Source organism: Okeania sp. SIO3I5 (assembly GCF_010672085.1).
Taxonomy (GTDB): domain Bacteria; phylum Cyanobacteriota; class Cyanobacteriia; order Cyanobacteriales; family Microcoleaceae; genus Trichodesmium.
Genome location: NZ_JAAHHT010000224.1, coordinates 1 through 15,764 on the forward strand (window position 1 = coordinate 1; position 15,764 = coordinate 15,764).

Here is a 15,764-nt window from a genome sequence, read left to right on the forward strand (position 1 = left end):
CCTACACTTCCCACACCTCCCACACTTCCCACACCTCCCACCCCTCCCCCACCTCCCACACCTCCCACACTCCCCACACCTCCCACACCTCCTACACTTCCCACACCTCCCACACTTCCCACACTTCCCACACCTCCCACACCTCCCACACCTCCCACACTTCCCACACCTCCCACACCTCCCACACCTCTCACATTCCCCATCACCTCGTTATCGAATTAACATTAACGGTATGATTGCCAGAAAAAATTAAAGTATCAGCATTTAGGGAAAGATTAGCTTCTGTTGAACCATCATCTATATCCAAATAATCAACATGATCTACTCCAGGAATAGCTTGAACAATAGCGTAAAAGTCAGATTCTTTCGGGTAACGACCAAACTGCCATCCCTTGCCACTGCCACCAGTTAAGGGGTGAAGAAAAGCTTCTAACCGCTGTTTGACAGTATCTCTCACCCGATCTACCCCTTCAAAGGAAATAGGAGTTATGGTAACCGTAACACTGATTTCTTGCCATTTTGGAGCTAAAACAATAATATTTGTAGTTTCTTCACAACGGGAACGAATATAACTGGCAACTTGTTCTAATAACCCTAAACTAGGAATAGGTTGCCGCGCGACACTATTAGGCAAAATAATCAGTTTAACTTGACCAGCACGACGATTAATTTCCCGCATCGTTTCCTCAAAGTTCTCTCTTTCACCGTCGCTGACTTTCTCCAATTTTTGATCGAGAGTATCGTCAAATGAGACATCAGGTTGAGTCGGATCTAGCCAAAAATTTTCATCTAATGGATTAAAGTTGTTTGTCATCAAATCTGGGGTGACAACTTTAACTCTAGCAACATCAGTGGAAGCTTCATAAGCTAAATCTGCCATATCCTGTGCGGTAACAGCTCGATCTCGGTGACGGATTTGCTTGGGAACTCTTTCTTTGAGACGATCTAAGGTTTCTTGTTGGGCACCTCCTGTTGAGGGTTCCAGATTGATTCCCCGATCGATATAGGGAATAGTAGTTTTTAGCTGACTAATGGTTTCCGCAGCAATGTTTCCTTGTTCACCTCCTCCCGTGCTATACAAAGAAAGTCGAATATTATTACGCCCCCGTGGTGGAATTATTCCCGCTATTCCATCCCCAAACTTAATTTCTCCTGTTTGTCTGTCTAAAGTATAGTGGCGATCGCTCGCCCCAGAACTATAAAAATCACCTACTTCATCCCATTTTACCCATACTTCTTCAATTTCTCCTGTATCATCTCGAACCACTTTTACCTGATCGGATTCTAATTCGGCAGGAATTTGTCCTTCTTCAACTTCTAATTCTTGTCCCTGTAAAATCGGGGTATTATTAGCAACAAAAACTTGATTAGGATCGGCATTACTTGAACCTAATATTTCTTCTCTAATAGTATTTGCTTGAACTGCCCAAATAGTATTTGTTAATAGGCGACGCAAACGAGGTTTAGCAATAAAATTACCCCCTTGCCAACGAACTCGTAACCAATATAGTTCTTGACCAAAGTTTTCTATTTTACTCAAATCTGCAGGAGCAATAAATTGAATTAAACCCCGTTCAGAAAAACTTTTAGTTTCATCTTTTACGTCTAATATTTGCCATCCCAGATCACTAGAATATTCCACTATTAATTCTGGTTGTGTTGAGTAAATAACTCGACTGTCTTCAATATAATTTTCTTGCAGATTTTCTTTGACAGTAATTTCTGTATTATTATTATCAATATTGCTAATGGTATAGCTACTGTATTGTTTTGATGAGTTTTTAATTTCAATAATATCCCCTTCTTCCCAACCAGTTACATCATCTAATTTTAAGATTTGTTCATCGTCATTCACCCCTTGTGTGAGAAATGTTTCTGTTGTTATATCTTTGGATAATTCTTCGGTCGATGGGGGTTCAACCTGAGCGTAGAGAGTAACGGTTTTATTCCCAAAAGATTGATCAAATCCTAGATAAAGGGTGGAGTCTGTGTCTACTGTGGGAATAAAAGGTCGGAAATCATCGTTAGGATAAGAATAGATAAAATCGTTATTAGCAAAATAAGTAGCTTTTTTAGTTAGGGTAAAATCATAGCTTAACTTTAAGGATTGAATTAGAGGAGGATCGTAAGTTGGAGGAATTGTTTCGGTAATAATTAACTTACGCATAATCCGTGTTCCCACAGTCAATTCCTCATTAATAATCTCCTTCTCTAGTTTTAGTGTCAGTTTATTATCATCGGTTTGAATGATTTCTGTAATTAGATTCTCTTCTGGAAATCCTCCGGTATTTGGCAGAAGACGAATTAAATCTAGTTCTTGGAATAAATCCAAATTATCAACTTCTATTTCTGTTGCTCCTTTGTTTATTTCCTCTGTTAAGACTGCTAAATCATCATAAATAGGATATTTACGCTCGGAAGCTGTTTGTCCATAATGACCTTCTTTAATCCGGGCACGAATCCAATACCGAGTTTCTCCATTGATAGTGCTAGGTAATGGTATTTTTTCAGAAAACGAAAACTGTAATTCAGTAGTAGTAATTTCTTGAGTAAAATTAGGAGATGCACTGTTCCATTTTACTATGCCATTATCTACAGTTGTAATTTCTTCCCATTCTTCTCCATCACTAATTTCCCAAACAATATTTAGGTCAGCAGAAGGACTAATTAATTTACAGGTTAAACCTAAAGTAATGGTAGTATTAGGTTTAATATATGGCTCGTGTAAAGCAATATAAAAAGTATCATTAAATTCTGGCTGTTCCCCAAAAGGATAAAAATCTTTAGTGAGGTCTAAAGGACTAGAATTAAATAAACAAACATCTGGAACTAAATTAGATTTAGTAATACTTATTACCCCTGTAATATCTGTTATTTTAGGTGAATTTACCAATACATTTGTTACCTCAGCTTTTAACCATTTATCTGTTTTACCATCAATTTCAGAAGCAGTCGGAATTGGCAAATTAGTAAAAGTAAAAGTCAATTCATTCCCATTAGTTGTACTGGTAGGAATTTGTTCTTGCCATTGAGAACCATCCCAATAAAACCAATTAAGTCCGCTTGGAAAGTCAGCAGTATTATCAGTAGTAATAATTAGGTTGAGGTTTGGTAATTCTGGTAAATTAAAAATTTCTGGACAAGTTAAATAAAGAGAATGTTCAATGGAGCGATCGCCGGTAAAAACTAAAAAAGCTTCATCTTTTTGTCCAGTTGCTTCTAAAGAGCGATCGCTATATTTATCTTGACTCGGTTCCCGTACAAATACCGCTTTTAATTGGGCGGTTGTCACCACCAGTTCCCGATCTGTTTCAAACACTATTTCCTCATCTGAACCCTCTGTTGGTAGTGCAGAAACTTGGGTATAAGCAGGAACTAAACCATCCACAGGACTCCCTTCAGCTAAATAGAAAGTTAAAGGTACTTTCGCTGCTTGGGGTGGCATAAGTTTTCCCCCAATTAAATCCAGGAAAGCCAAGAAATTTTTATCAGGGACTTGGTTGAGGCGATCGCTAACCGACTTAGCCATTTTACCAAAGATGCGAATTAATGCCTCTCCTGCATCTATTTTTTCCGGTTCATTTGTCGGTTTCCAATCTGTAAATTGTTGTGCGAAATCTTTAGTTTGTTCAACAATTTCCTCATAAGTACGTTGATCTATTTTTGGAGATGCCATTTCAGTTATCAGTTAGCAGCTAATTTAGTAGGTTGGGTTGAACGACAGTGAAACCAAACACAACCTTAGTTATGGTTAGGTTACATAATTTTCCAGGCTTTCAAGTCAAATTAACTATTATAAAAATTGTCACAACTAAGAATTCCTATAGTTTGAATTTTGGGTGAATTACATTTCTTTAATGCACCCAACAAAACCAATCTAATGTTTAGTAATCTTTTCCATAAAAATCCGTTCTTGCTCTTCCAAAGTCATCTCTTGAGAATAAATTACGGGATTAGAATCACGCTTTAATAGTTCAGCTAATGCGCCACTAAATTTATCATCATCATTCCGATTTTCAGATATATATTCTTTTAATTCTTTTATAGTCATTTTAGTTAAATCAGTCATCATAAAAACCTCCAATTTCCATCAGAATAAATGTAAGCATTCAGCAGTCAGCTATTAGCTATCAGCTTATTTTTTAATTTTAGATAAAAACTTTATTAACTGAGCTATAACTATAATTAAATATTACTACAAAAACTAGCTTGCTGAACCTTAAAGTCTATATTCATTTAAACCATGTTTTTAAGGATGTGTTCTTATTGCTGATAGCTGACAGCTAATAGCTGAATGCTTACAATTACTGTAAATAAAAAGGATAAACCAAATTAAAAATATTATTCGTGGTTCGGATTTGATAATTTACCTGAATTAAAATTACATTTGGTTGAGTAGAATCAGGAATTGTATCCACATCTAAAACATCAATCCGAGGTTCCCATTCAATTAAAGCATTACGAACATCACTAACAATTTGACCCACCGTTCCTGAACTATTCGGAGCAAAAACTTTGTCGTGAATCTCACAGCCAAAATCAGGACGCATGACTCGTTCTCCCTTCGCCGTACTCAAAATCATCCCAATAGATTGTCGCACAGCATCTTCATATTTAGCAACCATTATTTGACCATTTTCATCTAGTTCCACAGGTGAAGTCCATCCCACCCCTAAAAAATCAATATCCATTACATCACCTCCAATGAAGTATCATTAATTTTCACTCCAGCAGAACATTTAATCCCTAAACCAGATGCTGCTTCTAATTCATATTTAGACTTAGCTTTAATAGTACAATTTGCCCCGGCTTCTAACTGATAATTTTTATTGACTTTTATAGATAAATTGTTACATTCAATTGAAACATCATCATCACTACTTTTTAAGATAATTTTACCTTTAGTTTCAATAGTCAAATCTTTTTCAACCTTAATATTCATGTTATTTTCTTTAGAATCAATTAAGATTTGATTTTTGCCAGTTTTATCCTGAATAATAATTTGTTCTGCTCCGACCGTATCATCTAAAATAATCTGATGACCACTACGAGATTTAATCATTCTTTGATTGTTTTTCCCATCATCATTTTTAGCAGGAGGTTTATCTTTTCCATTCCACAAAGCACCTAGAATATAAGGAACATTCATATCACCTTGTTCAAAAGCAACTAATACTTCATCATCAACTTCCGGCAAAAAATAAATACCTCTATCATTTCCAGCCATAGGAGTTAAAATTCTAGCCCAATAACTCTCCTCATTTTCAGAAAGCCAAGGAAATTTAACTTTAATTCTGCCTAAACCATCTGGGTCTTTATTGTTAGTAACTATGCCGATTGTTACCCCATTAAAAATATTATTTTTCTCATTGTTGAGCAATAAATCGTATCCATTCATTTAGTCTTTCTCCTAATAGTAAAAATTGCTATAGCAGTTTTCTAATTTATGAGGTACAGATTTAGATCCTTCCTAACCCCCCTTGATAAGGGGGGAACTTTCAAAGTCCCCCTTTTTAAGGGGGATTTAGGGGGATCGTAAATGTATTTCATTACTATGGGAATTCCCATAATACATATTTTCTGACTTCTCACCCTACAAGAGCGAGTAATTATACTAACTTATCGTTGTTGGGTCATGGCTATTATCCCTTCTACTGTAAAATCTGAGATATTCTCAAGGGTGGGGAGTCTGTCAGTTCCGGCAAACACCAGTGGTAGTTCTTGGTTTTCCCAAACCCAGATTTGCTGTCGCTGAATGTCAATTAGCCAAGCAAGCTGAGTCCCGTTACTCAAGCAGTGCAGAATTTTGTTCTGTAGGTCTAATGTACTTTGATCAGGGGAACGGATTTCTATTAACCAGTCTGGTGAACCTTGCAGGGGGCCATCTTCATTGCTGAGGCGATCGCTTTTAACAACTACAATATCTGGTACGGGGGATAAGGGGGGGATGATGCACCGGAGTTCTTGAATTGCTTCATAAGCTTGGGTTTGATTGTTGATGGCGTTGACGAGATTGCGCTGGAGGCGGGAATGAAACAAGGTTGGCATGAGTTTTTGTTGGGCCTGTCCATGGATAAATTCCCAAGCAGGAGAAGCTTCTATGTTGGGTTGTTGGAGAAAAGCGTCTAAGGAGTTAGTAATACTTGGTGATTGCATAAATTTTGTTATCCGTAAAAGCACACTTTTTGTTGGTGCAATGTGTTGTTTTGTTGGGTTTCGTACACCTCGAACCAACCTACAAGATCGGCGAGCGCACTAATATAGCAGTCGAAGCAAAAGTTAGGACAGATCAAAAGCCTAAAACCCAGACAAAGCCAGATTTTTCCTTCTGCCTTCTGCCCTCTGCCTCCTGCCTTTTGCTATAAATGTTTGCTTACTAGCTTTAACAAAGGGGGTAAATCTACCTGATAATTTAATAATAAAAGTAAAAGATCATTCTCGTAAATACTTGCTCTGTCAAACTTGCCTTGGCGATATAGAGAAGGTAAAGCATATAATTTAAGAATAATTAGACCCTCTACTGTGACACAACGAATTAATCTATTACCAAATTCTCTTTCTGTTACAAATTGTTGTAAAATTGTCTTAAAAAGCTTGTTTTGTGTTAACCATATATCAATTTGTAACTGATTAAAATTTCCCCTAATAAAATCTTTATTTTCCTCAGTAATTTTGATCTCTGATAAGTTGTCTAAATCTTGACGAGAAAGAATCAAGTCAATATCTTGAGTATTTCTGCCCTCAATATAACTTAAATATTGCCACACCTCCCACTAATAAATAGTTAATGTTAACTTGTTCTAAAGTGTTAAATAAATCATCAACATCGTCTAATAAATTATTGATATTCATCAGATTAGTTTGCCAGTTTTTTACATCAAAAATTATACCATTTGCTACAATTTTGCCAATCGCAACTACCATAATAAAAATCTTAAATAATTTTGTCTTTCCTCTACCCAGTTAGTATAAATTCGATCAAAGTCTCGAATATAGCAATTCCCAAAAAGCGTGAGGTACAAAATTCTTTGGTTTTAGGGAACAGGGAACAGGGAACACTTAACTGGGAATAGGGAGTAGGGAGTAGGGAGTAGTAATTCTCGTTCCGTAGGAATAGATAAAGAAAAAAAACAACTGTACCTCATTAGCTTGGGAAACGCTATATTAAAGCTATAAACAACACGCTGATTCTCTAAAGCCCATTTTAATTGTTCTTCTAGTCTTCCTCCTAATAGTAAAACAAATCATTTTGTACCTTTTTTAAGGATAACATATTTGATAAATTGAGAAAACTAAGCAATAGCAAAACCTGTTTCTTCTCGAATTTGTGGATCGTAAAATCCTAAGACAATTTTATCTTTAGTAATACCAGCATTTAATAAATCACTAGCAATACCTTCTTCTGTCCCATCTCGTTGTATCCAAATTTTATCATCCAAAATATCCACATGAATTAAACAACCATGAACTCTTTTTGTTGCTGAATATTTAGAATTTATTTTTTCCCTACCCACTATCATTAATAAATAACGATCTTGTGTAGTGTCAAAAACTGTTTCTAATTTAATATTTTCATCAGCATAAGGAATTTTTGTATGAGATAAAATAATTTTTTGGATAATTTCACGGTAGTTATTTATTCTATCCATTCGATGATTTCCTCCAAATTAATATCAAAAATTAGTAACAACAATTGATAATCTTCTGTAATTATTTTGCCTAAACCATCTTCAAAAATGTCCGCATAAACAATACTAGGTATTGCTAAATAAAGTTTTCTATCTGGTTCAGTTCTGCTAATAACAGAACGATATAACAAATATTGTCCTAATGCATTTTCTAAAGCATTCACTTCCGACATAGCAGCAAAAGTTTTAATTTCTACTGCAATTTTGTTTTGATTTTTTTCTGCTATTAATAATTTTTCAGCTCCTAAATCTACATACATATCTTTGCTTCCCCATCTTAACCTAAGAGGATCATGGGTTATTGTCCAACTATCTTTTATGAGGGCATTTTTACAATTATCATGGTATCTATCTTTTGTTAGCATTATTTTTGATTTAATGATTACCCTACAAGAGCGATCGCCCTATAAAATCAACAATTATAGTAATTTATAATTAATAGAAAGGTCTGAATCTGCACTAATACAACCGATTAATTCAGATTCTTTCAAAATATCTAGGGTGCTAGATTGATGCTCAAGGAGTTTCTTAGATTTAACTTTTTGTTTTTCCGCTGAGGAATAACGTTTTTTTAATAATTCAATAAAATCTATCAAAAAGTTTTGAAAGAGGACTCCCGCTATAATTTATAGATTTAGCGGTGAGATGAATTTCAAACCACAAAAAAAAATGTACAATTTCAAATAAATTTGTGTTATAATTATAGAGTATTCAGGAATATTTTGCAAACTAAATTGATTACTTTAACTTATCAATACAAGCTCAAATTAAACCAACATCAAGAATCAGAAGTTAACAAGATCCTTGATGTCTGTAAAGCTGTTTACAATTATGCTTTAAGAGAGCGAAAAGACTGGTTAAGCTCAAGGAAGTCTTCAATTAATAGTTGCTCAATTATTTCCGAATACATCATTCCCGCTGAGGCACCATATCCTAACTACCATGTTCAGGCTAAAAATCTAACCATAGCTAAGAAAACCAACCCTAAATTAAAGTCAGTTAATGCTCAAGTTTTACAGCAAACATTAAAGACTTTAGATAAAGCATTTTCGGAAATGAAAAGTTTAGGTAAAGGTTTTCCCAGATTCAAAAAGAGGATGAGAAGCTTTGTATTTCCTGCAATGTTGAAAAATTGCTTGGGTAATAGCAGAGTAAAACTACCACAACTGGGATGGTTAAAGATTAGACAGAGTAGACCATATCCAGAAGGAATGGTTGCTAAACAAGCTAGGATAATTAAAAAAGCTACGGGTTATTATGTATTGATTAGTTTCCAATCATTAGAATCAGTACTTGATAATTCAGTAGGTAAAATATCATTAGGTATTGATGCGGGAATCGAATCTTTTATTGCCACTTCTACGGGAAATTTAATCAAGGCTCCTAAGTTTTTGTTAAGCCAACTGCGCCAGATGAAATTACTGCAAAGAAGGTTAAAACATAAAAATAAAGGGTCACGGAATTGGTTAAAGCTCCAGAATAGAATAGCTAGATTACATGAGAAAATCTATAATACAAGACGTGATTAGCATTTTAAATTAGCCCATAAACTTTGTGATTTAGCTGACAATATATTTGTAGAAGATATTAACTTTAATTCTTGGTCTAGAGGAATTGTGAGAAAGCAATCTCTAGATTCTGGAATTGGTCAGTTTATCAATGAAATCTTGCCGTTTGTTTGCTGGAAAAGAGGTAAGTATTACGAAAAAATTGACAAAAATTATACCTCTCAAGAATGTCCGCAATGTGGTCATATTGAGAAGAAAAAGTTGTCACAGAGAATACACAATTGCAGCAGTTGTGGTTATAGGTGCAACAGAGGTGTTGCTGCGGCTGAAATAATTAGAAAAAGAGGATTAAAGGCGGTGGGGCACACCGTTTAATAAAAAGCTTGTAGAGACGATCTTGCGGGGGTGAGAAGTCCTTGATTTTTCACCTAGTTCAGAGTCTGTGAAACAAGAATCACCCTTTATAATCAATTGATTTAAAGGGCGAGTGTCAATTCAAGACGATTAGCATGATAATAGGTTAAAGCTGCATAAATTTGTGTAATTGTTAGCTGATTTAATCGTCTAGCTATTTCTTCAGCGTTATTACCTTGGTTATATAAACCAGCGATTCTTCTAACAGATGTTCTTGTTCCTGTAATAACGGGACGATTACTATGGGGATCTGTTGTAATTAGTTGGCCAATGTCGGTAAGGGTTGTCAAGAGGTTTCTCCAATTTTTTATGAGTTGTTTTGTTGTTTTAAAATGTGGCCCTAACAAGAGCGATCGCCCTATAAAATCAACAATCATATTGAAATAGGTTTTGAAAAGGTTGGGTATTTTTCCAGCGATAAGTATTAAAATCTCGTCGATCCACTGAAAAAATACGACCATCTTCTAAATATTCGGCAAGAACAACTAAGGAAGCATCCGCTAAGTCCATTGGGAGATTTTGATATTGTTTCATCAATATCTTAATCCGTTCTAAATGAGTTTCTTGAAGATTAAACAATTGAAATTGTTGTTGATATTTTTCAAAAATATTCATTAATTGAATTTGTTTCTGAACTCCTGAATATATACTTGGAGAACGTTGTAAAAGTAGATGACAACATTCTGTTAAAACACACCAAGTTGTGATTAAAGTTTCGTGGGGATATTGTGCCAAAGTTTCTTGCGCACTTTTATGATATTGGTCTTTATCATTAAATAAAGCTATCCAGAATCCTGTATCAACGATTATCATATTTGGAGTCTAATCCTTTTGTTAAAGCAGATTTATAATTAATAGAAAGGTCTGAATCTGCACTAATACAACCGATTAATTCAGATTCTTTCAAAATATCTAGGGTGCTAGATTTATGCTCAAGGAATTTCTTAGGTTTAACTTTTTGTTTTTCTGCTGAGGAATAACGTTTTTTTAATAACTCAATAAAATCTATCAAAAAGGTTTGTGCTTCATCGGGTAGCTCATTAATATCTTGTTGGATTTTGTTAATATTAATCATAATTATTTGTCCTTTTGATTATTTTTGAATTTCTGATTTTGGATTGAGAATTGTTAATTTTTGAGCAAGGTCATTTTCTCAACCCAACCTACAAAATCGGCGATCGCGCTAAGGGTTAGTGTTTCCTAATATTTTGTCATATTCTGCATGATGTCCTATCCAAAACCATACTATTTCTTGTCCACCTTCCACTGCAATTGCTCTGTAATGTATCCCAACCAACTGTCCAAAAACGACCCACTTTCTTAAAATGTAATGAAGGATAATAGGGATCTTGTTTTAATAAATCGAAACATTTATCGGCAAGGTCTTGAATATGGACGGGCAATTGTCGATAATAGTACCAAAAATCAGGGGTGGCTTTATGTATCACAAATCAGTACAGTTTCCCTCTTGCAAATGTTTTAAGGCTTTTTGAGCTAACCCGTCTAGTTTACCTGTCATTACATCGGTTTCAAATTCTTTATCCCAGGTTTCTGCGTCAAATTCGGCAAACCATCGACGAAATTCGCTTAAATCTTTTGGGGATAACTGACTAATTGCTTTTTCTATCTCTTTTAATTCGTTAGTTTCCCTCATCGTTTTTCCTCATTTTTATTAAGTTGAATTAATTAAGATTAATTTAGTTTGTCTCGCTCATTTTAATCCATAAAGTTGTTATTGTCATTATATTTTTTTCCTTTTCTGTCATTTTGTTTTGTATTAATCATAATTAAGCGATCGCTCTAATCTGTAGTAACATTTGTCGAGATTTCCTACTCACGTAAGAGCGATTTCTTGATTCCCAAAAATTCTGCTTCCTGATAAATATATTTGAAAATTTTTGCAGAAACCGTAGTGCCGTGTCAAGCTTAAAATGGTGTGTTGGGAGCGAGGCACCTTGGAAACCTCTCCCCAACCCCTCTCCTCACAGGAGAGGGGCTTCTCCCCCTTCCCTTGCAGGGAAGGGGGTTGGGGGGTTAGGTTTTTTAATCCACATTTTCAAACTTGACGCCCTAGTAGTTTTTGAGTGGGAAAAACATGGGTTTTTCTAATAACTTTTTAATATTATATTTTCTGGTTTGATTGTTGGAAAAATGCACGAATAAGGTATATTCATCAACAACTTTTGCTGATATAATTTTAGGATAAAGCATATTGTTATTTCAATGGAGGTAATTTTCTAAATTCTTGCGTATTCCACATTTGCAATAATTCATTTTGATACATTGAAGCCTATTCAATCACCCTTTTTGTTGCTCTATTGGGCAAGTCTCCTTCAATAATTTCTCAACTTTCTAGGTTAAATAGAGCATTATATTTACCATAAATTACATGAAAATGAGGAGGAGGATGATCGGCAAAAAACAATTTAATAATAATTCCGTAAAATCTGGTAATTTCAGGCATCAATTCTATTCCTAATAGCTATTATTTGTTGTCAGGTAATTAAACAAATTTCACGAATGAATTTCCTCCATGAGTTGTTCTGGAGTAACAGGTTGACACTTACCTTGGGCAAACTCTTTTTGTGCTTCTTGAACATCTCTAATTTTTTCTGCTCTATGTCGGTCTCGAAGACGATTTTGTAATATATTAATTAGGTTTTCTTGAGCTTCTGGGGGAAGTTTATCTGCGGCTTCTAAGATTTCTGCAAAGGTTGTTATTGTCACTATGTTTTTTGCCTTTTCTGTCATTTTGTTATGTCTTAATCATAGTAAAGCGATCGCTCTAATCTGTAGTAAAATTTGTCCAGATTTCCTACTCACGTAAGAGCGATTTCTTTATTCCCAAAAAATTCTGCTTCCTGATAAATATATTTGAAAATTTTTGCAGAAACCGTAGTTTTTGAGTGGAAAAAAGATGGGTTTTTCTAATAATTTTTTTTGATCGGGACTTACACAAAAAATAAAATTATACACCATTTGTAGGGGCGAATGGCATTCGCCCAGACTGGGTATACTGGAACTGCCTAAGTCCTGAATATGTATATAGTATTTCTCATAAAGATGAAGTACATTTACGATCCCCCTAAATCCCCCTTAACAAGGGGGACTTTTTGTTGGCTCCCCATTTGTAGGGGCGAATGGCATTCGCCCAGACTGGGTATAGTGGAACTGCCTAAGTCCTGAATATGTATATAGTATTTCTCATAAAGATGAAGTACATTTACGATCCCCCTAAATCCCCCTTAACAAGGGGGACTTTTTGTTGGCTCCACATTTGTAGGGGCGAATGGCATTCGCCCAGACTGGGTATACTGGAACTGCCTAAGTCCTGAATATGTATATTTTCTAATTTTGTCATTACAAAAATATAGAAACTAAGGTATATTTATTAACGACTTTTGCTGATATGATTTTAAGATAAAGCTTATGGTTATTTCAATGGAGGTAATTTGCTGAAGCTTCAATTATTTTTTCCGGGAAGTCAATCTCATAAGCTTTCATTTTGGACATTATGCTACTAAAATAAATGTCCCATATTTACATAGAATATCCTTTAGGATAGGTATATATGCCATACCACCTCCCATAATAAAACCTAAAAATCAATTAAAACAACACCTGAAAAGAAAAATTTATGTATACTTACGCGAATAAAACCCAGGACAATAAAACAAAATCGGTGGCTAATCAGGTTGCGAACAATAACAGTAGTGCTGCTTCTACTGTTCAGTTTGTAGATAATCGATCATCAGCTATTCAAATGCGTAAAATACAAGGGATGGTAAACAATAGCCCCCAAGGGAAACAAGCTGCACAATTGATGGCTGATAATTATTCTTCGCAACAGCAGCCAATTCAGAGACAAGAAAATAAGACTGGCTTGCCTGACAATCTAAAATCAGGAGTTGAGAATCTCTCTGGTTATTCTATGAATGATGTGAAAGTGCATTACAATTCTGATAAACCAGCTCAATTACAGGCTCATGCTTATACACAAGGTACAAATATCCATGTTGCTCCAGGGCAAGAAAAACATCTGCCCCATGAGGCATGGCATGTGGTGCAGCAGAAGCAGGGGAGAGTGAAGCCAACGATCCAGGCTAAAGGTGTGGCGATTAATGATGACCACGCCTTGGAACGGGAGGCTGACCTGATGGGGGTAAAAGCAGCCTCTGCAAAAAGACCTGACCCAAATTTGTCCCATGAGTAAGGAGACAGTCTGAATGGTAGCCATGGCAAACATTATCAGAGTTGAAAAGACGGTTCATCGAAATCAGCAGCGCCTGAAACTCCAGTCTTACCGAGATGACGAGCGCTACGACATAGTTTTGCGACCCATCTCTTGGAACGGGGGACGGATCTAGGTTATATCCAGGAGCTACTAGGACATAGCAGTTCGAAGACGACGGAGATATACACCCATATTACGTCAAAGGGATTTGAGAATCTCAAGTCGCCGCTGGATGATATGGATGTTTGAAGTGGTAGACATATACCCACGATCTGGAGGTATATGCGCACGTTTTGAGTAATGACACAGTAAAAATAAACGGAACAGTACCGATTACTGACATTGTTATAGGCAATAAAAGAGAGTCTATAATAACCACTAAAGAAAAATAAAAAAGGTTTGAGATATGTATGCACAAGTAGAAAAAACAAAAGAGAATAAAACTAGAGCGGTTGCTAATTCTGTTGCTCAGAAGAAAAGTAATGTGAAGCAAGGTTTTGGGTTTGTTGATAACCGACTTCATAAAATACATATAGGGGCTTTGCAGCGCAATTTAAACACTACTCCAATGGAGTCTATGCTCACAGCGTCAAAATCAAGAACTACATCATACAATTCACGATTTCGCATGAAACAACATGTAGCTCAATTGGTTAAGGCAGATGAATTAGTGAAGAATAATTGTTACACTTATAAAGGTAAAAAGGGGTATTACAGAGATGTAAATACGATGGAGACCTATATTTTTACGGAGGCCCGTAATGGTGGGGGTTCTAAGGTTTTCAAGCTAAAGAAACATCAGTTGAAGGATGTTTCACTTTGCGCGCCATCTAGCCAGCAAGAAGAGGTTTTTTCAAGTACTCAAGAAGAACCCACCATCTCTGGTATTTCGTTTCAAGAACCTATTCTTGATCGGAAAGCAACAAGTAGTGATATCAAAGCTAAGAGGGCAGATCTAGAAGCAACAACACACGATACAGAAACATGTAAACAATTCGGGAATGAGGCTATAGCCTATGCGACTAAAATGATACCAAAGGCAGGTAATCAAAAAGAGAATATTCAATTTATATATCCAGTGGTTCGTATGGAGCTAACAAAAGGTATGTATAAACAGTTTCAAGAGTACGTGAAGACAAACTCTGAAAATGAAGACATGAAGTCTTATGTTGCTAGGGCATTACCACCCACGATACGTCAAAATATTATAACAATGACTCACGGTGGCATGTGTGGCGAATATGCAACATTGGTTTATCTATACTTAAAAGAGGAGAAGAAAATACCTTGTAAAATATTCAAATCGGCGGGACATGGCGAGCATGCTTGGGTTATGATGCGTTCTTCTGAAGGTGTAGATCTGTGCATAGATGCGTGGCCAACAGAGAATAGAGAAGTCGTGCCAATTGAAGAATTTTTTGAGACGATTGACTTTTCAAACAGTAAAGACATACAGGAGATCATTGAATTTTACGAGAAAGAGAAAAATGAGTTAGAGGTTAAAAAGCTGTGGGAGAGTTTTTACGAAGGTATTGTTGAACACATTATGGCGATACCAAACCCTTTTAATTCAAAATATAGATTTCCTAGGGCAACGGTGATTACAACGAGAAAAGTTAAAAAGACGGTTCATCGAAATCAGTAGCGCCTGAAACTCCTGTTTGACGGAATTGCAACGGGCTGTGGAAAAAGCAGGGATTCAAAAGGAGGTGACGTTACATACGCTACGACATAGTTTTGCGACCCATCTCTTGGAACGAGGGACGGATCTAGGTTATATCCAGGAGCTACTAGGACATAGCAGTTTGAAGACGACGGAGATATACACCCATATTACGTCAAAGGGATTTGAGAATCTCAAGTCGCCGCTGGATGATATGGATGTTTGAAGTGGTAGACATATACCTCCAAATCGGGGGA

At 35.9% G+C, this 15,764-nt stretch carries 21 protein-coding genes and 1 pseudogene; 6 read left to right on the top strand and 16 right to left on the bottom strand.

Annotation, left to right across the window (positions count from 1 at the left end):
* The 10 genes from F6K40_RS31995 to F6K40_RS32040 form a co-directional block, all read right to left on the bottom strand.
* Positions 1–185: hypothetical protein (locus F6K40_RS31995; protein WP_293141910.1), on the bottom strand; the 185-nt coding region annotated here is incomplete at its 3' end.
* A 17-nt stretch (positions 186–202) separates the two neighbouring features.
* Positions 203–3,676 (bottom strand): baseplate J/gp47 family protein, encoded by a 3,474-nt coding sequence (locus F6K40_RS32000; RefSeq protein ID WP_293141912.1) that lies wholly within the window; start codon positions 3,674–3,676, stop codon positions 203–205.
* A 201-nt stretch (positions 3,677–3,877) separates the two neighbouring features.
* Positions 3,878–4,072, bottom strand: a complete 195-nt coding sequence (locus tag F6K40_RS32005) for a DUF6887 family protein (RefSeq protein ID WP_293141914.1) — start codon at positions 4,070–4,072, stop codon at positions 3,878–3,880.
* Between the two features lie 232 nt (positions 4,073–4,304).
* On the bottom strand, positions 4,305–4,691 hold the full coding sequence (locus F6K40_RS32010) for a GPW/gp25 family protein (RefSeq protein ID WP_293141916.1): 387 nt from the start codon (positions 4,689–4,691) through the stop codon (positions 4,305–4,307).
* Entirely contained in the window at positions 4,691–5,398 is a 708-nt protein-coding gene (locus F6K40_RS32015) for a phage baseplate assembly protein V (protein ID WP_293141918.1), read from the bottom strand. Before F6K40_RS32015 ends, F6K40_RS32010 begins: the two co-directional genes overlap by 1 nt.
* A 221-nt stretch (positions 5,399–5,619) precedes the next feature.
* Positions 5,620–6,156, bottom strand: coding sequence for a Uma2 family endonuclease (locus F6K40_RS32020; protein WP_293141920.1), 537 nt, complete (start codon positions 6,154–6,156; stop codon positions 5,620–5,622).
* Positions 6,157–6,359: 203 nt separating this feature from the next.
* Positions 6,360–6,767 carry a hypothetical protein gene (locus F6K40_RS32025; protein WP_293141922.1) on the bottom strand — a complete coding sequence of 136 codons (408 nt, stop codon included), beginning with the start codon at positions 6,765–6,767 and terminating at the stop codon, positions 6,360–6,362.
* The gene (locus F6K40_RS32030; protein ID WP_237395932.1) at positions 6,742–6,924 is read right to left on the bottom strand and encodes a hypothetical protein; all 183 of its coding nucleotides are present in this window, start codon (positions 6,922–6,924) and stop codon (positions 6,742–6,744) included. The genes F6K40_RS32025 and F6K40_RS32030 overlap by 26 nt, the downstream gene beginning before the upstream one ends.
* 368 nt (positions 6,925–7,292) lie before the next feature.
* Positions 7,293–7,649 (bottom strand): XisI protein, encoded by a 357-nt coding sequence (locus F6K40_RS32035; RefSeq protein WP_293141926.1) that lies wholly within the window; start codon positions 7,647–7,649, stop codon positions 7,293–7,295.
* Positions 7,637–8,053 (bottom strand): element excision factor XisH family protein, encoded by a 417-nt coding sequence (locus tag F6K40_RS32040; protein ID WP_293141928.1) that lies wholly within the window; start codon positions 8,051–8,053, stop codon positions 7,637–7,639. The genes F6K40_RS32035 and F6K40_RS32040 overlap by 13 nt, the downstream gene beginning before the upstream one ends.
* Positions 8,054–8,410: 357 nt before the next feature.
* Here F6K40_RS32040 and F6K40_RS32045 point away from each other — a divergent pair, with 357 nt between their 5' ends.
* Together F6K40_RS32045 and F6K40_RS32050 are read left to right on the top strand one after the other, a co-directional pair.
* Complete coding sequence (locus tag F6K40_RS32045; RefSeq protein WP_293141930.1) at positions 8,411–9,217, top strand: RNA-guided endonuclease InsQ/TnpB family protein; 807 nt, start codon at positions 8,411–8,413, stop codon at positions 9,215–9,217.
* Between the two features lie 87 nt (positions 9,218–9,304).
* Positions 9,305–9,571: a zinc ribbon domain-containing protein gene (locus F6K40_RS32050; protein WP_293141932.1), complete on the top strand. Its 267-nt coding sequence runs from the start codon at positions 9,305–9,307 to the stop codon at positions 9,569–9,571.
* 101 nt (positions 9,572–9,672) lie between these two features.
* On the opposite strand, the gene F6K40_RS32055 is transcribed toward F6K40_RS32050, so the two are convergent.
* The 6 genes from F6K40_RS32055 to F6K40_RS32090 form a co-directional block, all read right to left on the bottom strand.
* Positions 9,673–9,987, bottom strand: coding sequence for a DUF433 domain-containing protein (locus tag F6K40_RS32055; RefSeq protein ID WP_293141934.1), 315 nt, complete (start codon positions 9,985–9,987; stop codon positions 9,673–9,675).
* Positions 9,977–10,423: a type II toxin-antitoxin system VapC family toxin gene (locus F6K40_RS32060; RefSeq protein WP_293141936.1), complete on the bottom strand. Its 447-nt coding sequence runs from the start codon at positions 10,421–10,423 to the stop codon at positions 9,977–9,979. The genes F6K40_RS32055 and F6K40_RS32060 overlap by 11 nt, the downstream gene beginning before the upstream one ends.
* Complete coding sequence (locus F6K40_RS32065; protein ID WP_293141938.1) at positions 10,410–10,685, bottom strand: DUF2281 domain-containing protein; 276 nt, start codon at positions 10,683–10,685, stop codon at positions 10,410–10,412. The genes F6K40_RS32060 and F6K40_RS32065 overlap by 14 nt, the downstream gene beginning before the upstream one ends.
* A 369-nt stretch (positions 10,686–11,054) precedes the next feature.
* Entirely contained in the window at positions 11,055–11,264 is a 210-nt protein-coding gene (locus tag F6K40_RS32075; protein ID WP_293141940.1) for a hypothetical protein, read from the bottom strand.
* Positions 11,265–11,954: 690 nt separating this feature from the next.
* Positions 11,955–12,074 (bottom strand): DUF4160 domain-containing protein, encoded by a 120-nt coding sequence (locus F6K40_RS32085; RefSeq protein WP_293141944.1) that lies wholly within the window; start codon positions 12,072–12,074, stop codon positions 11,955–11,957.
* Positions 12,075–12,124: 50 nt separating this feature from the next.
* Complete coding sequence (locus tag F6K40_RS32090) at positions 12,125–12,337, bottom strand: hypothetical protein (protein WP_293141946.1); 213 nt, start codon at positions 12,335–12,337, stop codon at positions 12,125–12,127.
* A gap of 910 nt (positions 12,338–13,247) precedes the next feature.
* Between F6K40_RS32090 and F6K40_RS32095 the strand changes: the two genes are divergently transcribed.
* The 4 genes and pseudogenes from F6K40_RS32095 (at position 13,248) to F6K40_RS32110 (ending at position 15,733) form a co-directional block, all read left to right on the top strand.
* Positions 13,248–13,823, top strand: coding sequence for an eCIS core domain-containing protein (locus F6K40_RS32095; RefSeq protein ID WP_293141948.1), 576 nt, complete (start codon positions 13,248–13,250; stop codon positions 13,821–13,823).
* A 114-nt stretch (positions 13,824–13,937) separates the two neighbouring features.
* Positions 13,938–14,093: pseudogene (locus F6K40_RS32100) on the top strand (tyrosine-type recombinase/integrase); the annotation flags it as partial.
* A 157-nt stretch (positions 14,094–14,250) separates the two neighbouring features.
* Positions 14,251–15,489 (top strand): hypothetical protein, encoded by a 1,239-nt coding sequence (locus F6K40_RS32105; RefSeq protein WP_293141950.1) that lies wholly within the window; start codon positions 14,251–14,253, stop codon positions 15,487–15,489.
* Between the two features lie 25 nt (positions 15,490–15,514).
* Positions 15,515–15,733, top strand: a complete 219-nt coding sequence (locus F6K40_RS32110; protein WP_365673525.1) for a tyrosine-type recombinase/integrase — start codon at positions 15,515–15,517, stop codon at positions 15,731–15,733.
* Positions 15,734–15,764: the final 31 nt, after the last annotated feature.